The following is a 22095-nucleotide window of genomic DNA, read 5'->3' as shown; positions in this document are numbered from 1 at the left end:
GATGCCGCTGTCCTCGACCATGTACGCCAGGCGATCCCGGGGATAGGCTGGGTCCAGTGGCACGTAGGCGCCGCCGGCCTTGAGCACCGCCAGCAAGCCGACGACCATCTGCACGCTGCGCGACAGCGCCAGGCCCACCAGCACGTCGGGGCCGATGCCGCGTTCGATCAAGCCATGGGCCAGGCGATTGGCCCGGGCATTGAGCTGGGCGTAGGTGAGCGTCTCCTGCTCGCTGACCAGGGCGACCGCGTCGGGGGTGCTTCGGACCTGGGCCTCGATCCATTGATGGATCGGGCGCCGAGGCGGTTCCACCACCGAGGTGGCGTTCCAGTCGTGCAGCAGCCTGGCGCGGGCCACCGTATCCAGCAATTGGATGTCGCCCACGCAACCACCGGCCGGCAGGCTCACCATCTGCGCGAGCACGTGTGCCACCTGCTCAGCCAGGCGCTCGACGGTGTGTGTAGGGAAAGCAGCATGGGCATAGGTGAAGTGCAGGCTCAGGATGTCAGTTAGATTGACGGCCAGGGTCAACGGGAAATTAGTCTGTTCCTGGCTGGCCACGCTGCCGAAGCTCAAGCCCGAGGGCGCTTGCTCTTGCAGCGCCTGGGACACGGGGTAGTTTTCGAACACCAGCAAGGTGTCGAACAAACCGTCACCGCCCTGCCCGGCCCAGCGCTGGATCTCGAACAGCGGCGTGTGCTCGTGCTCGCGCAAGGCCACGTTCTGGCCCTGAATCTGTTGCAGCAGTGCGCTCACCGCCTGCTCCGGGCGCGGGCTGGCGATCACCGGCAAGGTGTTGATGAACAGGCCGATCTGCTGCTCAACCCCCTTGAGCTCGCTCGGACGTCCCGACACGGTGGCGCCGAAGGCCACGGTGGCGTGCCCGGTGTAGTGCTGCAGCAGCAACAGCCAGGTCGCCTGGACGACGGTGTTGAGGGTGACTTTCTGCTGGCGGGCGAACTCGCTCAGGCGTTGGGTCTGCTGGGGCGTCAGGTCGTGATAGTGGCTGGCGTGGCTGCTTTCCGCCGTAGATTGCAGCGGAGCGACACGGGTCTCGGCCAGACGGGTCGGCGCCTCCAGGCTGTGCAATTGCGCCAGCCAGAAGGTTTCGCTGGCCTGGGCGTCGCGGCCTTGCAGCCAGGCGATGTAGTCCCGATACCGCCCGGCCTGGCGTGGCAAGGCCTGGCCGTCGTAGCGTTGCAGCACCTCGCCGAGCAACTGGGAGTTGCTCCAGCCGTCCATCAGGATGTGGTGATGGGTGTAGATCAGGTGATAACGCTGCTCAGCGGTGCGCACCAGCACCAGGCGCAGCAACGGTGCGCAGGCCAGGTCGAAGCCTTGCTCGCGCTCGGCGTCCGCCAGTTCGGCCAGGGCCTGGCCGACATCGGCACGGGCGCTCCAGTCCAGCGAGGTGAACGGCACGCGCACCTGCTTGTGCACCACTTGCACCGGGCGCTCGCTGCCCTGCCAGATAAAACTGCTGCGCAGGCTGTCATGGGCATCGACCGCCGCTTGCCAGGCCGCCTCGAAACGCCGTGGGTCGAGGCCTTCGATGTCCAGGCACATCTGGTTGATGTACTGGCCGCTGCCCGCTTCGTACAGGCTGTGGAACAACATGCCCTGCTGCATCGGCGCCAGTGGGTAAAGGTCTTCCACCCCGCGTGCCGACAACGCCAGGCCATCGAGTTGTGCCTGGGTCAGGCCGGCCAGGGGGAAATCCGCCGGCGTCATGCCCTGGCTCGTCGGGTCGCAGCAATGGGCGATCAACAGCGCCAGCTCATGGGCGTAGTCATCGGCCAAGCCCTGGATGGTCGCCGGTTCGAACTGCTGCGCACTGAACGTCCAGCCCAACCGCAGCGCGCCATCGAACACCTGGCCGTTGAGCGTCAGCCAATTGCCCAGGGTGGTCAGCGGGCTTTGCTCGTCGCCGGCGCTTTCGCTGGCCGGGCTGAACAAGGCACCTTGGGCCTGATCGAAACTGCCGTCGAACTGGCCGAGGTAATTGAAGGTGATGCGCGGCACCGGCAACGCCTCCAGGGCCGCCCGACTGGCGTCGTCGCCCAGGTAGCGCAGGGCACCGAAGCCCACGCCTTTGTCGGGAATCGTCCGCAGCCCTTGCTTGATCGACTTGATCGAATCCGCCAGCTCCACGGCCGGCGACAACCGGACCGGGAACAGGCTGGTGAACCACCCCACCGTGCGCGTCAGGTCGACATTGGCGAACAGCTCTTCGCGGCCATGGCCTTCGAGCTGGAGCAACAGGCTGTCGTGGCCGGTCCAGCGGCAGATCACCCGGGCCAGGGCTGTGAGCAGCAGGTCGTTGACCTGGGTGCGATAGGCCGCTGGCGCCTCTTGCAGCAACTGCCGGGTCAAGTGCGCATCCAGTCGCGTGTGAACGGTGACGGCCTCGCGGTTTTGCCCGGTCGCTTCGGGGTCGAGGCACGGCAGGTCGGTCGGCGCGTCGCGCAGTTGCCCTTGCCAGTAGGCCAATTGCTGCTGCAGTTGCGCACTACGCGCATGGGCCTGCAACTGCTCGGCGAACACCTTGACCGAACTGGTCTTGGCCGGCAGTTGCAGCGCTTGGCCGGCGAGCAGCTGCTGGTAGGCGGTTTGCAAGTCGTCGAACAGAATCCGCCACGACACGCCGTCCACCGCCAGGTGATGAACCACCAGCAACAGGCGTTGGCTGCCATCGGCCAAGGTCGCCAGGACGCCGCGCAACAGTGGCCCTGCATGCAGGTCGAGGCTGCGCTGGGCCTGATTGGCGAGGGTTTCCAACGCGCTGGCATCGGCCACCTCACGCTGCCACAGCAAACCCTTGTCCGCCCAAGCCTGTTGTTGCGCGGCCACCTCACGGTGCTCGGCGCGCCAACCTTCGGCGGTTTCATTGAAGGACAAACGCAAGGCGTCGTGGTGCAGCACCAACGCCTGCAAGGCCTGCTCCACCACGGATGCTTGCAACGGGCTGGCCGGTTTCAGCAACACCGACTGGTTGTAGTGGTGACGCTCGGGAATCGCCTCGGCGAAAAACGCCTGCTGGATCGGCAACAGTGGCGTCGACCCTTGGCTCGGCGCCTGATCGATGCCCGGCGCCTGTCCACCGGTCTGGGCGACGCTCGCCAGCGTCTGCACAGTCTGGTGCTGGAACAAGTCCTTGGGAGTAAAGCGGATGCCCGCCTGACGGGCGCGGCTGACCACCTGGATGGAGACAATCGAGTCGCCGCCCAGCTCGAAGAAGTTATCGCTCAGACCAACCCGTTCGACCTTGAGCACGTCCTGCCAGATCGCCGCGATCTGTTGCTCCAGTTCACTTTGCGGCGCCACGTAATCCTGCTGGACCTGGCTGGCGTCGGCGGTCGGCAAGGCCTTGCGGTCGAGCTTGCCGTTGGCGGTCAGTGGCCATTGCTCGAGGAACAGCAGGTGCGTCGGCACCATGTAGTCCGGCAGATCGGCCTTGAGCTGGGTCTTGATCCGGTCACGCAAACCGGCTTGCTCCTCGCGGGGATCTGCCGGGATCACATAGCCCACCAGTTGCTGACCGCTCGGCCCTTCCTGGGCCAACACCAGCGCTTCGCGCACCGACGCCAGGGCGTTCAGGCGCGCTTCGATCTCGCCCAACTCAATGCGGAACCCGCGGATTTTCACTTGATGGTCGATGCGGCCGACGTACTCGATCACGCCATCGCTGCGGTACTGCGCCAGGTCGCCGGTGCGGTACAAGCGTGCGCCGCTTTCACCGAACGGATCGGGGATGAAGCGCAACGCAGTGAGGTCGCCACGCTTCAGGTAACCCCGGGCCAGGCCGGCGCGACCGACGTACAGCTCACCGATGCAGCCTTTCGGCACGGGGTTGAGGTCGCCGTCCAGCAGGTACCACGACAGGTCGGCAATCGGCTCGCCAATCGGGCTGCTGGCGTCCTGTTCCAGGTCCGCCAGCGACAGCGGACGGTAGGTCACGTGCACGGTGGTTTCGGTGATGCCGTACATGTTGATCAATTGCGGGGCCGCATCGCCGTACTTGTCGAACCACGGGCGCAGGGCCTTCACGTCCAGTGCCTCGCCGCCGAACACCACGTAGCGCAGGGCGTTGCTTCGTGAGTCGGCGCAGGCTTCATGCATCAACTGCTTGAACGCCGAGGGCGTCTGGTTGAGCACGGTCACCCCGGCCTCACAGAGCAGTTCGTGGAACTGCTGCGGCGAACGGCTGACGTCGTAGGGCACGATCAACAGTTCACCGCCGTGGAGCAAGGCACCGAAGATTTCCCAGACCGAGAAGTCAAACGCGTAGGAATGGAACAGGCTCCAGACATCCTCCGCGCCAAAGTTGAACCACGGCTCGGTGGCCTCGAACAGGCGCAGCACGTTGTGGTGCGGCAGCAAGGTGCCCTTCGGGTTGCCGGTGGAACCGGAGGTGTAGATCACGTAGGCGAGGTTCGCCGCGTCCATCACTACGTGAGGATCGCTGTCGGCAAAGGCGCTGACGTCGGCGTCCAGCAGCAGCGTCTGCACGCCGTCCGGCACCGGCAACTGATCGACCAGGGCCGCTTGGGTCAGCAGCAAGCGGATGCTGCTGTCCTGCATCATGTAGGCCAAGCGATCCTGGGGATAAGTCGGGTCCAGCGGCACATAGGCACCGCCGGCCTTGAGGATCGCCAGCAGCCCCACCAGCATGTCGAAACCGCGCTCGGCGGCCAATCCCACCAGCACATCCGGGCCGACGCCGTGGGCGATCAACTGATGGGCGCGGCGGTTGGCCTGGGCGTTGAGCTCGCCGTAGGTCAGGGTTTGGGCGTTGAAACGCAAAGCAACGGCATCGGGACGCCAGCGCGCCTGTTCGGCAATGCGCTGATGCAGGCACGCCTCGCCCGGGAAGCTGTTCGGCGCCGGGTTCCATTGGCCGATGTGTTGCTGTTGCTCGGCGGCCGTCAGCAGCGGCAGTTCACCGATGCGTTGCCGGGGATCGGCGACGATGCCGTGCAGCAGGTTCAGCCAGTGTTCGGCCAGGCGTTGCACAGTACTGGCGTCGAACAAGTCAGTGGCATAGGTCAGCGCCGCACCGAGTTCACCCTCGGCTTCCAGGGTGTCGAGGGTCAGGTCGAACTGGGCGGTCTGGCTTTCCCAGTCCTGGGCCTTGATGACCAGCCCGGGCAACGCCGGCAGTGCCTGGCGAGCAACGCTCTGGTGGTTGTACAGCACCTGGAACAACGGGCTGTGGCTCAGGTTGCGCTCAGGCCGCAGCGCCTCGACCAGTTGCTCGAACGGCAGGTCCTGATGGGCCTCGGCGTCGATGGCCGCCTGTTTGACCTGCGCCAGCAACGCACTGAAACGCTGCTGCGGATCGACCTCGGCCTTGAGCACCTGGGTGTTGACGAAAAAGCCGATCAGCCCTTCGGTTTCCACTCGGTTGCGGTTGGCGATCGGCACGCCGACACGAATGTCCGACTGGCCGCTGTAGCGATGCAACAAGGCCTGGAACGACGCCAGCAAGACCATGAACAACGTGCTGCCTTCGCGCTGGGCCAGTTGTCGCAGCTGTTGGCCCAGGGCCTGGGGCAGGTCGATAGCCAGGCGTGCACCGGCAAAGCTCTGCCGGGTCGGGCGCGGTCGGTCGGTGGGCAGCGCCAGCAACGGCTGCTCGCCCCCCAGCACATCGGTCCAGTACGCCAGTTGTTTTTCCCGCTCGCCGGCGTCCATCCACTGACGCTGCCACACCGCGTAATCGGCATACTGGATCGGCAGCTCGGCCAATGCTGGGGACTCACCCTGGCTGTACGCGGCATAACCCTGGATCAGCTCCTGCACCAGCAATTGCATCGACCAGCCATCGGAGACAATGTGGTGCTGGGTCAGCACCAGCACATGCTCGTCGGCCGCCACCCGCAACAGGCCAACCCGCAGCAGCGGGCCGTTTTGCAGGTCGAATGGCTGGGCGATCTGCTGGCGGACAAAGGCCTGGATCTGTTCATTGCCGCCGTCGAGAACCTGCGGAATCACCACCGGGTTCATCTGCCCGTGAATGACTTGGAACGCTTGCTCATCGACCTGGACGAAGGTGGTGCGCAGACTCTCGTGGCGCTGCACCAGAGCGGCGAAACTCTGTTGCAAGGCCGGCAGGTCCAGGGCGCCCTGAATCCGCAGCGCCGCCGGAATGTGGTACGCCGCGCTGTGGGGCTCCATCTGCCAGAGGAACCACTGGCGTTGCTGGGCGTAGGACAGTGGCCGTTGCGCCGGGTCCCGGGAAAGACGCGGGATGCTCGCCGGCCGCGCCACGTCGCTGTCCACCAGTGCGGCCACACAGGCCTCAAGGCTGGCGTTCTCGAACAACTGGCGCAGTTGCAGGTTCAGGCCGAGGGCCTGGCGAATGCGCGAGACCATCTGTGTCGCCAGCAGCGAATGGCCGCCCAGCTCGAAGAAGTTGTCGCTCAGACCAACCCGTTCGACCTTGAGCACGTCCTGCCAGATCGCCGCGATCTGTTGTTCCAGTTCACTTTGCGGTGCCACGTAATCCTGCTGGACCTGGCTGGCGTCGGCGGTCGGCAAGGCCTTGCGGTCGAGCTTGCCGTTGGCGGTCAGCGGCCATTGCTCGAGGAACAGCAGGTGCGTCGGCACCATGTAGTCCGGCAGATCGGCCTTGAGCTGGGTCTTGATCCGGTCACGCAAACCGGCTTGCTCCTCGCGGGGATCTGCCGGGATCACATAGCCCACCAGTTGCTGACCGCTCGGCCCTTCCTGGGCCAACACCAGCGCTTCGCGCACCGACGCCAGGGCGTTCAGGCGCGCTTCGATCTCGCCCAACTCAATGCGGAACCCGCGGATTTTCACTTGATGGTCGATGCGGCCGACGTACTCGATCACGCCATCGCTGCGGTACTGCGCCAGGTCGCCGGTGCGGTACAAGCGTGCGCCGCTTTCACCGAACGGATCGGGGATGAAGCGCAACGCAGTGAGGTCGCCACGCTTCAGGTAACCCCGGGCCAGGCCGGCGCGACCGACGTACAGCTCACCGATGCAGCCTTTCGGCACGGGGTTGAGGTCGCCGTCCAGCAGGTACCACGACAGGTCGGCAATCGGCTCGCCAATCGGGCTGCTGGCGTCCTGTTCCAGGTCCGCCAGCGACAGCGGACGGTAGGTCACGTGCACGGTGGTTTCGGTGATGCCGTACATGTTGATCAATTGCGGGGCCGCGTCGCCGTGCTTGTCGAACCACGGGCGCAGGGCCTTGACGTCCAGCGCCTCGCCGCCGAACACCACGTAGCGCAGGGCGTTGCTTCGTGAGTCGGCGCAGGCCTCATGCATCAACTGCTTGAACGCCGAAGGCGTCTGGTTGAGCACCGTCACCCCGGCCTCACAGAGCAGTTCGTGGAACTGCTGCGGTGAACGGCTGATGTCGTACGGCACGATCAACAGTTCGCCGCCGTGGAGCAGCGCGCCGAAGATTTCCCACACCGAGAAGTCGAACGCGTAGGAATGGAACAGGCTCCAGACATCCTGCGCGCCGAAGTTGAACCACGGCTCGGTGGCCTCGAACAGGCGCAGCACGTTGTGGTGCGGCAGCAAGGTGCCCTTCGGGTTGCCGGTGGAACCGGAGGTGTAGATCACGTAGGCGAGGTTCGCCGCGTCCATCACTACGTGCGGATCACTGTCGGCAAAGGCGCTGACATCGGCGTCCAACAGCAGCGTCTGCACGCCATCCGGCACCGGCAATTGATCGACCAGGGCCGCTTGGGTCAGCAGCAAGCGGATGCTGCTGTCCTGCATCATGTAGGCCAGACGATCCTGGGGATAAGTCGGGTCCAGCGGCACATAGGCACCGCCGGCCTTGAGGATCGCCAACAGGCCCACCAGCATGTCGAAACCGCGCTCGGCGGCCAATCCCACCAGCACATCCGGGCCGACGCCGTGGGCGATCAACTGATGGGCGCGGCGGTTGGCCTGGGCGTTGAGCTCGCCGTAGGTCAGGGTTTGGGCGTTGAAACGCAAAGCAACGGCATCGGGACGCCAGCGCGCCTGTTCGGCGATGCGCTGATGTAGGCAGGCCTCGCCCGGGAAGCTGTTCGGCGCCGGGTTCCATTGGCCGATGTGTTGCTGTTGCTCGGCGGCCGTCAGCAGCGGCAGTTCACCGATGCGTTGGCGGGGATCGGCGACGATGCCGTGCAGCAGGTTCAGCCAGTGTTCGGCCATGTGTTGCACGGTGCTGGCGTCGAACAGGTCGGTGGCGTAGCTCAGGGACGCGGCCAGCTCACCGTCGGTCTCGTGGGTGTCGAGGGTCAAGTCGAACTGGGCGGTGTGGGAACGCCAATCCAGGCTCTCGACCTGCAACCCCGGCAGTTGCAGGGCTTGAGCCGCGCCGCTGCTCTGGTGGTTGAACATCACCTGGAACAGCGGGCTGTGGCTCGCCTGTCGCTGCGGCGCCAGTGCCTGCACCAACTGCTCGAACGGCAGGTCTTGATGGGCTTGCGCCCCCAGCGAAGCCTGCTTGACCTGGGCCAGCAATTGCTCGAAAGGCAGGTCACCCCGCACCTGGGCATTGAGCACCTGGGTGTTGACGAAAAAGCCGATCAGGCCCTCGGTTTCCGGGCGGTTGCGGTTGGCGACCGGCACGCCGACGCGGATGTCCGACTGGCCGCTGTAGCGGTGCAACAAGGCCTGGAACGACGCCAGCAAGACCATGAACAGCGTCGAGCTTTCGCGCTGAGCCAGGTATTTCAGGCCCTGGGTCAGCCCGGCGTCGAAGCGCAGGTCCAGGCGTGCGCCGCGATGGCTCTGCACCGCCGGACGCGGGCGGTCCGTCGGCAACGGCAGGACTTCGCCGCCATCGCCCAGCCGTTCGGTCCAGTAGGCCAGTTGCCGCTCCAGCTCACCGGCCTCCATCCACTTGCGCTGCCAGATCGCATAGTCGGCGTATTGGATCGGCAAGGCTGCCAGGGTCGGCGCCTGACCGCTGCGGTGGGCTGCATAGAGCTGGACCAGGTCGTTGACCATGATCCGAGCGGACGCGCCATCGCAAATAATGTGGTGCTGGGTCAGCACCAGCACATGGTCGTCCGCTGCCAGTTGCAGCAGCTTGACCCGCAGCAGTGGCCCTTGCTGCAGGTCGAACAGCCCGGCGATTTCATCATCGATCAGGGCTTTGAGCGCGGACTCGTCCAGCAACACCACCGGCTCGATCGCCAAGCTCAAACGTTCCTGCACCAGTTGTCGGGGCCCTTGCGCGCTGTCGACGAACACCGTGCGCAGCACGTCGTGACGGGCCAGCAAGGCGTCGAAGCTGCGTTGCAGCGCAGGCAGGTCGAGGGCGCCGCGCAGGCGCAGCGCCGTCGGCACATGGTAGGCCGCGCTGTGGCGGTCCAGTTGCCAGAGGAACCACTGGCGCTCCTGGGCGTAGGACAGGTCGAGGCTCTCGAACTCGTCGCGCATCGCCGGGATCGGCAATGTCGCCAGGCTCATGTTTTTGCTGTGCAGCTTGTGCAGGAACGCTTGCCGTTGGGCGAGCGGTAAACGGATGAATCGCTGAACCAGAGACAGGTTATCGAGCTGAGTCATTCAAAGGGTCTCCAGGTCTGCCAGGAAGTCATGCATCTCACTCAGGTCTGCGCTGGAGTGAGGCGTCAGGTGGGCCGCCAGTTGTGCGGCGTAGTCGGCCAGGGACGTGGTGCTGAACAGCAAGTCCAGGGGCACCGCGGCGCCCTGTTCCATTTGCAGGCGCGCCGTCGCTTGCGTCGCCAGCAGGGAATGCCCACCCAGTTCAAAGAAGTTGTCGTCGCGCCCTACCCGTTCGAGCTTGAGCACGTCTTGCCAGATGTCGGCGATGCCCTGTTCGAGGGCGCCTTGTGGCGCCACGTAGGCACGCAGCAGTTGCTGGGCGTCCGGCAGCGGCAGGGCCTTGCGGTCGAGCTTGCCGTTGGGGGTCAACGGCAAGCGTTCGAGCAGCAGCCAGTGCGCCGGCATCATGTAGTCGGGCAGCAAGGGCGCGAGCTGCGCCTTGAGGGCTTCGCGCAGCGCCGTCGGTTCGGCAGTCTCTGGATCGGTGGCCACCAGGTACGCCACCAACTGCAGGCCGCCCGGCCCGGGTTGTGGCACCACCACGGCTTCGCGGATCGCTTCCTGGGCCAGCAGGCAGGCTTCGATTTCCCCCAGTTCGATGCGGAAGCCGCGGATCTTCACCTGATGGTCGACCCGGCCGATGTACTCGATCACGCCGTCGCCACGCTGGCGCGCCAGGTCACCGGTGCGGTACACCCGCGTGCCATTGCCGAACGGGTCCGGCAGGAATCGCTCGGCGGTCAGCGCCGCCCGGTCGTGATAACCCCGGGCCAGGCCGTCGCCGCCAATCAACAGTTCGCCGATCAGCCCGACCGGGTTCGGCGCGAAGTGATCGCCGACGATGTACAGCGACGTGTTGGCGATCGGTCGGCCGAGGTACGGCACGCGGTGCTCTTGAGTCAAGCGGTAGGCCGCCGACCAGATGGTGGTTTCAGTCGGGCCATACAGGTTCCAGACCTCGCCAGCGACGTCGAGCAACCGCTCGGCCAGGTCCTCGGCCAACGCCTCGCCACCGCACAGGCATTTGCGCCCGGCCAACAAACCGGACGCCGGGTGGTCGAGCAACATGCGCCAGGTCGAGGGCGTGGCCTGGACCACGCTGACCTGTTGCCGGTCGATGGTCTTGAGCAGCGCCTCGGGGTCGTGGGCACTCTGCTTGTCCACCAGCACCACACAGGCACCGCTCAACAGCGCGCCGTAGAGTTCCAGGCCGAAGATGTCGAACGAGAACGTGGTCAGCGACAGCACCCGGTCACGGGCGGTGATGCCCGGTTCACGGGCCATGCTGGCGACAAAGTTCACCAGCGCTTCATGACGCACCATCACGCCCTTGGGCTTGCCGGTGGAACCCGAGGTGTAGATGGCGTAGGCCAAGTGCTCCGCATCCAAGCGCGTCGCCGGCGCCTCGCCGGCATAACCGTCGAGCCAGCCCCCCTCCTGATCCAACACCAATGTCTTAACGCCAACCCCACCCCCTGTGGGAGCGAGCTTGCTCGCGATGAGGCCCTCACCTTCAACATCATCATTGACTGAACCACCGCCATCGCGAGCAAGCTCGCTCCCACAGAACTGGTCGAGCAGCGAACTTTGGGTCAGCAGCAGCTCGATGCCGCTGTCTTCGATCATGTAGGCCAGGCGATCCTGGGGGAACGCCGGGTCCAGCGGCAGGTAGGCGCCACCGGCCTTGAGGATCGCCAGCAAGGCGACAATCATGTCCACGCCACGCTCCAGCGCCACACCGACCAGCCGATCGGGCCCCACGCCCTGTTCGATCAAACAATGAGCCAGGCGGTTGGCCCGGACATTGAGTTCGCCATAGCTCAGCACCTGATCGGCAAACACCAGCGCCGTGGCATCCGGCGTTTGCCGGGCCTGGGCCTCGAACAGCCGATGGACGCAGCGCGCCTGGGGATATTCCGCCGTGGTGGCGTTCCAGCCTTGCACGTGCTGGCGGGTTTCGCGCTCGTCGAGCACGCTCAGTTCGCCCAGGGGTCGTTGCCCGGCGTCGATCATTTGCAGCAGCAAGCGTTGCAGGTGCACGCCGATCTGCTCGACCGAGGCCTCGGTGAAACGAGCGCACTGGTAGCTGAACTGCACCGCCAGCTCGGCACCGAGGCTGACCAGCAGGGTCAGCGGGTAGTTGGTCTGTTCCAGGTTGTCCACGGCACCGAAACGCAAGCCTTCAGGCGCACCGTGTGCCAAGGCTTCGGAAATCGGGTAGTTCTCGAATACCAGGATGTTGTCGAACAAGGCTTCGCCGCCCAGGCCGGCCCAGCGCTGGATGTCGAACAGCGCCGTGTGCTCGAACTCGCGCAAGGCCAGGTTCTGCGCCTGGACGCTGTGCAGCCAGTCGCCCAGGTCCTGTTCCGGACGCGGGCTGGCAATGACCGGCAAGGTGTTGATGAACAGGCCGATCTGGCCCTCGACACCCACCAGGTCCGCCGGCCGCCCCGCCACCGTTGCGCCGAACGCCACACTGGCCTTGCCGGTGTAGCGTTGCAACAGCAACAGCCAGGCCGCTTGCACCAGGGTGTTGACGGTGACTTTGGCCTGGCGGGCGAACTCGGCCAGGCGTTGGGTCTGCATCCCATCCAACTGCATGCGGTGATGGCCGTACAGCGTCGCCGAGACATCCTGTGCCGGGCGCGCAAACACCTGGGCCAGGCGCACCGGCTCATCCAGCGTGCGTAGCTGTTGCGTCCAGAACCCTTCGCCGAGGCTCGCGTCCTGGCGTTGCAGCCAGGCGATGTAATCGCGATAACGGCCAGTCGGGCGTGCCACGCTGTCGCCGCGGTAATGCTGCAACACTTCGCCGAGCAACTGCGCGCTGCTCCAGCCATCCATCAGGATGTGATGGTTGGTGTAGATCAGGTGATGCCGATCCGTGCCGGTGCGCACCAGCACCAGGCGCATCAACGGCGCCTGGGTCAGGTCCACACCTTGGGCCCGTTCTTCATCGGCGAGGGTTTGCAAGGCGTCGTCGATATCCGTCCGCCCGTTCCAGTCGAGCACACGGAATGGCACCTCGACCTGACGCTGGACGATTTGCACCGGCTGCTCCAGGTCGCCCTGCCAGAAGAACCCGGTACGCAGAATGTCATGGGCATCGACCACAGCCTGCCAGGCGGCGCGGAAACGCTGCGGGTCGACGCCCTCGACGTCGAGGCGCATCTGGTTGATGTAATCGCCACTGCCGTGGCCGAGCAAGGAATGAAACAGCATGCCCTGCTGCATCGGCGACAGCGGGTAGATGTCGTCGACAGCCTGAGGTGCTCGGACCAATGTGTCCAATTGCGCCTGGGACAGCCGCGCCAGCGGGAAGTCCGACGGCGTCACGCCACGGTGCTGGCTGTCGCAGCAATGACGGATGAGCGCGGTGAGTTCTTGCAGGTAGTCATCGGCCAGGCGCTGGATGGTCGCGGCGTTGAACAGGTCGCCGCTGAAGGTCCAGCTCAAGTCCAGCTCGCCGCCGAAGACTTTGCCGTCCAGCGCCAGCGGACTGCCCAGCGGGCCCTGCATGTTCAGCTCTTCACCGCCATGCTCGGCGGTGGGCACGAACAGGGCATCGTCAGCCGCCGCGAAACTGCCGTCGAACTGGCCGAGGTAGTTGAAGGTCAGTTGCGGCGTCGGCAAGGCCTGCAACGCTTGCCGCGCCGGCGCATCGCCCAGGTGCGCCAAGGCACCGAAACCGATGCCCTTATGGGGGATGGCGCGCAGCTGTTCCTTGATCTGCTTCAGCGAAGCACCGAGTTCGGCAGCGGGAGTGAGGCGAGCCGGGAACAGGCTGGTGAACCAGCCGACCGTGCGGGTCAGGTCGATGTGTTCGAACAGTTCTTCGCGACCGTGGCCTTCGAGTTGCACCACCACGCTGTCAGCGCCAGTCCAGCGCACCATCACCCGCGCCAGGGCGGTGAGCAACAGGTCATTGACCTGGGTGCGATAGGCCGCCGGGGCTTGCTGCAACAGTTGCCGGGTGAGGGACTTGTCCAGTGACGTGCGGACAGTCATGGCCTGAGCCTGTTGCCGCCCACCCTGGGGGTTATCCCATGGCAACGCCGTGGAGGCGCCTTGCAACTGCTGCTGCCAGAAACCCAGTTCGGCCTGCAAGGATGCGCTGCGAGCATAGCCCTGCAAGGCTTCGGTCCAGGCTTTGATCGCGCTGGTCTTGGCCGGCAACTGCACGGTTGCGCCGGTCAGTGCCTGCCGATAGGCCGTCTGCAAATCTTCGACGAGGATCCGCCAGGACACCCCGTCGACCACCAGGTGATGCACGATCAGCAGCAAACGCTGGGTGCCATCGGCGAGATTCGCCAGCACCGCGCGGATCAGCGAGCCGCCGTCCAGTTGCAGGCTGCGCTGGGCCTGATCGCCCTGGGCTTGCAGCGCGGCGAGATCGGCGACGTCGGCTTGCCAGACAATCCCGTCGGCCACCCCGTCACGGTAGCGCGCCGTCCAGCCTGCGGCCTGCTCGATGAAGGCCAGGCGCAGGCTGTCGTGGTGCGCGACCAGGGCATCCAAGGCCTGCTCCAGCGCCTGGGCATCCAGCGCCTGGGTCGGCTTGAGCATCACCGACTGGTTCCAGTGATGACGGTCAGGAATCGCCTGGGCGAAGAACCACTGGTGAATCGGCAGCAGCGCCGTTTCGCCGGTGACCGGTCGTTGATCGATCGCTTGCAGCGGTGCGCCCGTCTGGGCCACCGCCGCCAGCGCCTCGATGGTCTGGTGCTGGAACAAGTCCTTGGGAGTGAAGTGGATACCGGCCTGGCGAGCACGGCTGACCACCTGGATCGAGACGATGGAATCGCCGCCCAGTTCAAAGAAGTTATCCCGCAGGCCCACTTGCGCGAGCTTGAGCACGTCCTGCCAAATCGACACCAGTTGCTGTTCCAACGGGCTGCGCGGTGCCACGTAGGTTCGCTGCAATTGGCTGACGTCGGGCTTGGGCAGGTTCTTGCGGTCGAGCTTGCCGTTGGGGGTCAGCGGCAGGCGTTCGAGCAGCAGCAGATAGGCTGGGACCATGTGCGCCGGCAAAGTCGCCTTGAGCTGGTCACGCAAGTGCTCGGCGAAAGCCTCATCCACGGACTCGTCGGCCACCACATAGGCAACCAGACGCTTGCCACTGCCAGCAGCCCCTTCCTGGGCCACCACCACCGCTTCGCGAACGCCGTCGAGGGCTTGCAGGCTGGCTTCGACTTCACCCAGTTCGATGCGGAAGCCGCGGATCTTCACTTGGTTGTCGATGCGGTCCAGGTAATCGAAGGTGCCATCGACGCGTTGGCGCACCAGGTCGCCGGTGCGGTAGAGCAAGCCGCCGCTGCGGCTGAACGGGTCGGCGACAAACCGCTCGGCCGTCAGGCCCGGACGGTTCAGGTAGCCCCGCGCCAGCCCGGTGCCGCCCAGGTACAGTTCACCGGCCATGCCTTGGGGCAGCAGGTTCAAGTCAGCGTCGAGCACGTAGGCGCTGCGGTCGCCGATGCGGCTGCCGATGGGTGCATAGGCGGTGCCACACACCACGTCGCGGCCGGCCTTCCAGATCAACGGGGTGACCACGGTTTCGGTCGGGCCGTAGCCGTTGATGATGAACTCCGGATCGAGGGCGCGCTTGACCCGTTCGAAACTGGCGTTGGGCACCGCATCGCCGCCGAAGCAGTAGATGCGCACTTTCGGCGGGTTGCCCACGCGCTCGGCGTGTTCGGCCAGTTGTTGCAGGTACACCGGCGGGAACGCCACCACGGTCACGCCGTGCTCAGCCATGGCGTTGTAGGTCTGTTCCGGGGTCCACAGGCTGTCGTCGCGAATCAGCAGTGAAGCACCATGGGTCAGGCTGGTGAGCCAGCGTTCGTGGGCACCGTCGAAGGCGAAGGACATGAAGTGGAATTCACAATCGCTGCCCTGCATTTCATAGCGCTCACCGATGGCCTGGCAGTGCATCGCCAGCGGAGCGTGGGCCACGCTCACGCCTTTGGGGTTGCCGGTGGAGCCGGAGGTGTAGATCACGTAGGCCAGGTTCTGCGGATCGATACCCACGGCTGGGGCGTTCGTCGGTTGCAGGCTCAGGTCCAGGCGGTCGAGTTCCAGCACCTCGGCGGCCCCCTCCAGCGGCAGTTGTGCCGAGACACGGGAATCGGTGAGCAACAACGCCAGCCCCGAATCCTCGATCAGGTACGCCAGGCGTTCCCGTGGGTAACTGGTGTCCAGTGGCACATAGGCCGCGCCGGCCTTGAGCACCGCCAGCAGCGCGACGATCACCCCTTCGCTGCGCGGCAGGGCCACGCCAACCCGGGTTTCCGGGGCCACGCCACGGGCAATCAAGGCGTGGGCCAACTGGTTGGCGCGTCGGTCGAGGTCGCCATAGCTGAAACGCTGGCCGTCGAAGATCACCGCCGTCGCGTCGGGCTTGCGCGCCGCCAGATCGGCGATGCGCTGATGCACGGCGATGTCGGTCGGGTACGGCTGCGGATGATTGGCGGCCTGTTGCCGGGCCTGTTCCTCGGCGCTGACCAGGGCGATTTGCCCGAGGTTGCGCGCCGCCGACTCGGCGAAGCGTTCCAACAAATGCAACAGCTGCGCGCTGATGCCGTCGATGGCCGCCGGGCTGAAATGCGCCCGGTCGAAACTGTAGTGCAACGCCAGCGTCTCGCCGAGGGTCACCGCCACGCTCAACGGGTAATGGGTTTGCTCCAGGTGACTGACTTCGCCAAACACCGCGCCCTGCCCCGCGCCTTCTGCCAGGGCCTGGGCAATCGGGTAGTTCTCGAACACCAGGATGTTGTCGAACAGCGCCTCGCCGCCCTGGCCGGCCCAGCGCTGGATGTCCGCCAACGGCGTGTGCTCGAACTCCCGCAGGCTCAGGTTCTGTACCTGCACGGCTTGCAGCCAGGCACCGACCGACTGGTCCGGACGTGGCGCGGCGATCACCGGCAAGGTGTTGATGAACAGGCCAACCTGTTGCTCGATGCCCGGCAGATCCGCCGGACGCCCGGCCACGGTGGCACCGAAGGCGACGCTGTCATGGCCGGTGTAGCGTTGCAGCAGCAACAGCCACGCCGCTTGCACCAGGGTGTTGAGGGTGACTTTCTGTTGCCGGGCGAACTGCTCCAGGGCCTGGGTGCGGGTCGCGTCCAGGGTCTGGAAGTGATCGCCATGGCCGCTGTGGATTTCGCTGGCGGACATGACGCGCGCCAACCGCGTCGGCTCTTGCAGGGTGGCCAACTGACCGGTCCAGAACGTCTCGCTCAGTTGAGCATCCTGGCGCTGCAGCCAGGCGATGTAGTCGCGGTAACGCCCGACATTGGCCTTGGGCAAGCGACCGCTGTAGCGCTGCAAGACTTCACCCAGCAATTGGGCGTTGCTCCAGCCGTCCATCAGGATGTGGTGATGGGTGTAGATCAGGTGCCAGCGCTCGGCCTCGGTCTGCACCAGCACCAGGCGCAGCAACGGTGCCCGCGCCAGGTCGAAGCCCTGACGGCGCTCGGCGTCGGCACATTCATTCAGAGCCTCGGCGAGGTGATCGTGCCCGCGCCAATCGAGGACCGTGAAGGGCAACTCGACCTGGCGATGGACGATCTGCAACGGTTGCTCGAGATCGCCCTGCCAGACAAAACCACTGCGCAAGATGTCCTGGGCGTCGAGGGTGGCCTGCCAGGCGTCGGCGAAGCGCTGTGGATCGAGGCCCTGCACGTCCACGCGCAACTGGTTGATGTATTCCCCTGCCGCCTGCTCGTACAAGGTGTGGAACAGCAAGCCCTGCTGCATGGGCGACAGTGGATAGAGGTCATCCAACTGCCCGGCAGCCACCGGCAGGCTGTCGAGTTGCGCCTGGCTGATGCGGGCCAGGGGGAAGTCCGATGGCGTGGCCTGTGGCGTTTCCAGCGCGCAGCAGTGTTCGATCAACGTCCTCAGTTCAGCGAGGTAGTCAGCCGCCAATGTCTCGATGGTCTGCTGCTTGAACATCCGCTCGCTGAAACCCCAGTTCAGGGACAGCTCGCCGCCATAGACCTGGCCTTCCACCGTCAACCAATTCGCCAGCGGAGCCCGGGCATGTTGCGCCGCGCCACTGCCTTCACCAGAGGGAACAAACAGCGCACCGTCGTCGAACTGCCGGTCGAACTGGCCCAGGTAATTGAAGGTGATGCGCGGCGCCGGCATGGCCGCCAGTTCGGCACGCACCGCCGGTTCGCCGAGGTAGCGCAGCACGCCATAACCCAGGCCCTTGTCCGGCACGGCGCGCAGCTGTTCCTTGATGGCCTTGACCGACGCACTCAATGCCGGCGCCGGGCTGAGGCTGACCGGGAACAGGCTGGTGAACCAGCCGACGGTACGGGTCAAGTCAACGCCATCGAACAGCGCTTCACGGCCATGGCCTTCGAGCTGGATCAGCGTGCTGTCCTGGCCGGTCCAGCGGCACACCGTACGGGCCAGGGCCGTCAGCAGCAGGTCATTGACTTGGGTACGATAGGCCTTGGGCGCCTGTTGCAGCAGTTGGCGGGTCTGTTCGGCGTCCAGCCGCACTTGCACCTTGCGCTCGTCACACGCCAGCAGCAGGCGCTCGGGGTAATCGCACGGCAAGCCGTTGCCGGCCGGCGCATGCCCCTGGGCACGCCAGTAATCGAGGCTGGCCATGAAGCCATCGAGATGCCCGTGCAGGTGCGCGGCCCATTGTCCATAAGCGCTGGTCTTGGCCGGCACCTGGATCGCCTGGCCGGCCTGCAGTTGGCGGTAGAACTGCTGCAGATCGTCCAGCAGCACGCGCCAGGAAACACCGTCCACCACCAGGTGGTGGATCGCCAACAACAAGCGCTGGCTGCCGTCGACCATGTCCACCAGCAACGCCCGCAACAGTGGCCCGTCTTCCAGGTCGAGGCTGCGCTGGGCGTCGTCGCACAGGGCGTTGAGTTGTTCGACCGAGGTCGCCTGGCGCTGCCACAACACACTGGCCGCCGACGGCTCGGCATAGGCTTGCTGCCATTGGCCGTTCACCTGGGTAAAACGCAGGCGCAGGCTGTCATGGTGCTCAGCCAAGCGGACCAGGGCCGAGGCCAATGCCACGGCATCAAGGTGTTCGCCCGGCACCAGCAGCAGCGACTGGTTCCAGTGTTGCCGCTCGGGAATGTCGCGCTCGAAGAACCACTGCTGCACCGGCGTCAACGGCACCGCGCCGCGTGCCAGGCCCTGATCGATCGCCTGGCTGTCGCCCTGGCGCGCTACGAGCGCCAGGCTGCGCAGGGTCTGGTGTTGGAACAGGGCCTTGGGATTGAGCACGATCCCGACTTGCCGCGCCCGGCTGACCACTTGCATGGAGACGATGGAATCACCGCCCAGCTCGAAGAAGTTGTCTTCCAGGCCGATGCTGTCGAGGTTCAGCACGTCCTGCCAGATCGCCGCCAGGGCTTTTTCCATGGGGCTGTGGGGCGCGACGAATTCCCGCTGCTGCTCGCTGCCGTCAATGGCCGGCAACGCCTTGCGGTCGAGCTTGCCGTTGGGGGTCAGCGGCAGTTGTGGGAGGAACACCAGGTAGGCCGGCACCATGTAATCCGGCAGGTGTTCGCGCAGGGCGGCCTTGAGGGCTTCGCGCAATTGCACCTGGGCGTCGGCGTCGGCCAGCACCGCAGCCTCGCGCGGGACGATGAAGGCCACCAGTTGCTGGCCGTGCTCGCCGTCCTGGGCCAGCACCGCCAGTTCGCGCACCTGGGGTTGTTGCAGCAGGCGCGCTTCGATTTCCCCCAATTCGATACGGAAGCCGCGGACCTTGACCTGATGGTCGATGCGACCGACGTATTGCAAGGCGCCGTCGGCCTGGTAACGGGTCAGGTCGCCGGTGCGGTACAGGCGTTCGCCGGTTGTGGAAAACGGGTTGGGCACATACTTCTCGGCGGTCATCGCGGCACGGCCGAGGTAACCACGGGTGATGCCCGCGCCACTCAGGTACAGCTCCGCCGAGACGCCTTGGGGTACCGGTTGCAGGTCGGCGTCCAGCAGGTAGCTGGCGGTGTGCTTGAGGGGCCGGCCGATGTTCGCCGTGCCGCCGGCGGTGCGCCGGGTCCAGGTGGAATAGGTGGTGTCTTCCGAGGGGCCGTAGAGGTCGTAGACATGCTCTACCCCCTGTGGGAGCGAGCTTGCTCGCGATGGCGCCCTGTCAGTTGGTCCATGGGGGGCTGACCCGCCGCTATCGCGAGCAAGCTCGCTCCCACAGGAAGGGTGTTGTGGGTATAGCGCATCCACCAGGCTTTGCTTCAGTGGCTCACCAGCGAGGTTGATGATGCGCACGCTGGCCGGGATCTCGCCGCTGCGCTGCAACGCGGCAATCGCCGAGGGCACGGTGTTGATCAGCCGCACCTGATCCCGGGCCGGCAATTGCGGCAACTCCAGGGCATTGCGGGCGATGATCAGCGAGCCGCCGTTGGCCAGGGTCACGAACAGTTCCCATACCGACAAATCGAAGCACACCGACGTGGAGGCGAGTACGCCCTGGATGTCGTCGCGGTTGTAGACCGATCGGGACCAATCGATCAGCGCCAGCACGTTGCGATGGGCAATCGCCACGCCCTTGGGTTGACCGGTGGAGCCGGAGGTGTAGATCACATAAGCGAGGTTGTCTGGCGTGACGTGGGTGACCGGTGCACCCAGTGGGTACTGCCCCAGCTCGATCCGATCCAGCATCAGCACGGTGGTTTCGGCCGGCACGTCCAGCGTCGCCGCCACCGCCTGCTCAGTCAGCAAGACCCGGGCGCGGCTGTCGTCGAGCATGTAGGCCACGCGCTCGGCCGGGTAGTCCGGGTCCAGCGGCACGTAGGCGCCGCCGGCCTTGAGCACCGCCAGCAAGGCGATCAGCAGGTGCTCGGAGCGCGGCATCGCCACGCCCACGCGCACTTCCGGGTCCACGCCCAATTCGATGAGTTTATGGGCCAGGCGATTGGCGCGGCCGTCGAGCTCGCTGTAGCTCAGTCGGATGTTGGCGAAGGTCACCGCCAGTGCATCCGGTGCAGCCTGGGCCTGGCGGGCGATCATCTGGTGGATGCACAGCGCCTGGTCGAACGGCGTATCCACCGGGTTCCAGTCATGGATCAGGCGCTGGTACTCATCGGCTTCCAGCAGCGGCAATTCACCGACGAGCGCGCGGCTGTCGGCGACCATGCCGTGCAGCAGCCGTGTCCAGTGCCGGGCCATGCGCTCGACCGTGGCGGCATCAAACAGATCGTTGGCGTAGGTCAGCGCCGCATGCAGTTTGCCGGCCTTTTCCCAGGTGTCGAGGGTCAGGTCGAACTGGGTGGTGCGGCTCTGCCATTCCAGCATCGACAACTCCAGCCCCGACGCCGTGCGGATGCTGGCGATGTCGGCCACTTGTGGCTGGTGGTTGTACATCACCTGGAACAGCGGTGTATGGCTGAGGCTGCGCTCCAGTTTCAGGGCTTCCACCAACCGTTCGAACGGCAGGTCCTGATGGGCCTGGGCGCCGAGGGCGGCGTCCTTGACCGTGCGCAGCAGCTCATCGACACGGGTCTGGCCGCCGAGCTCGGTGCGCAATACCTGGGTGTTGACGAAGAAGCCGATCAGCCCTTCGGTTTCGGCGCGGTTGCGGTTGGCGATGGGCACGCCGACGCGGATATCGGTGTGGCCGGTGTAGCGATGCAGCAGCACGTTGAACGCGCCAAGCAGGAGCATGAACAGGGTGATGTTGTGCTGCTGGGCGGTGGCGCGCAGTTGCTCGGCCAGTGCCGGCTCCACAGCGAACTCAAAGCGCGTGCCGCGATAGCTGGGCATCGCCGGGCGTGGGTGATCGATGGGCAGTTCCAGCACGGGATGCTCATCGCCCAATTGCGCCTGCCAGTATTCGAGTTGACGTGCCTGCTCGCCTGCTTCCAGCCAGCGGCGTTGCCACAGGGCGTAGTCGCTGTACTGGATCGGCAAATCGGCCAGTTGCGGCGCCACGCCTGCTTCATGGGCGTCGTAGCAGCGGATGAACTCGTCGATCAGTACGTTCATCGACCAGCCGTCGGAGACGATGTGGTGCAAGGTCAGCAGCAGCACATGTTCCTGCTCATCGAGCGTGAGCAATTCGACCCGCAGCAACGGGCCGCTGGACAGGTCGAAAGGCTGCATCGATTGCGCTTCGGCAGCCTGGCGCACCGCCTGCTCGCGCTCGGCCGCCGGCAAGGCGCTGAAGTCCTGGCGCTTGATCGCCAGCGCTGTGTTGGAGGGGACCTGCAGCAGGCTGTCGTCGGCCTGGCGCTGGAACACTGTGCGCAGGGTTTCATGACGGGCCACCAGGCTGGCGAAGGCTTGCTCCAGGGCCGGCAGGCTCAACGCGCCCTTGAGCCGCACCGCGCCCGGCAGGTTGTAGGCGCCGCTGCCCGGCTCCAGTTGCCAGAGAAACCACATGCGCTGCTGGGCATAGGACAACGCCTGGCGATCCTCGGCCTCGACACCCCGGGGAATGGGAAAACCGCTGAACTCCACGCCCTCCTTGTCCAACGCGGCCAGGAACATCCGGCGCTTTTCCAGGGGCAACCCGATAAACCGGCGAGCAAGTTTCAAGGCGTCTTCAGCATTCAT

General features: G+C 65.6%; 2 protein-coding genes (1 of these 2 cut by a window edge). Both read right to left on the bottom strand.

All coding sequences use genetic code 11. The annotated features are described in order from the left end of the window. Positions 1-9543: the 5' portion of a non-ribosomal peptide synthetase gene (locus AO356_RS21130; protein WP_060741393.1), read on the bottom strand. 1536 nt of this gene lie to the left of the window's left edge; 9543 of the gene's 11079 nt are visible here — the first part of the coding sequence; its start codon is at positions 9541-9543; the stop codon falls past the left edge of the window. Further along, positions 9544-22095: a non-ribosomal peptide synthetase gene (locus AO356_RS21125; RefSeq protein WP_060741392.1), complete on the bottom strand. Its 12552-nt coding sequence runs from the start codon at positions 22093-22095 to the stop codon at positions 9544-9546.

Source organism: Pseudomonas fluorescens, from assembly GCF_001307275.1.
Taxonomy (GTDB): Bacteria; Pseudomonadota; Gammaproteobacteria; order Pseudomonadales; family Pseudomonadaceae; genus Aquipseudomonas; species Aquipseudomonas fluorescens_AA.
Note: the sequence above shows the minus strand (reverse complement) of the source record. Positions and strands in the feature narration are given on the sequence as shown.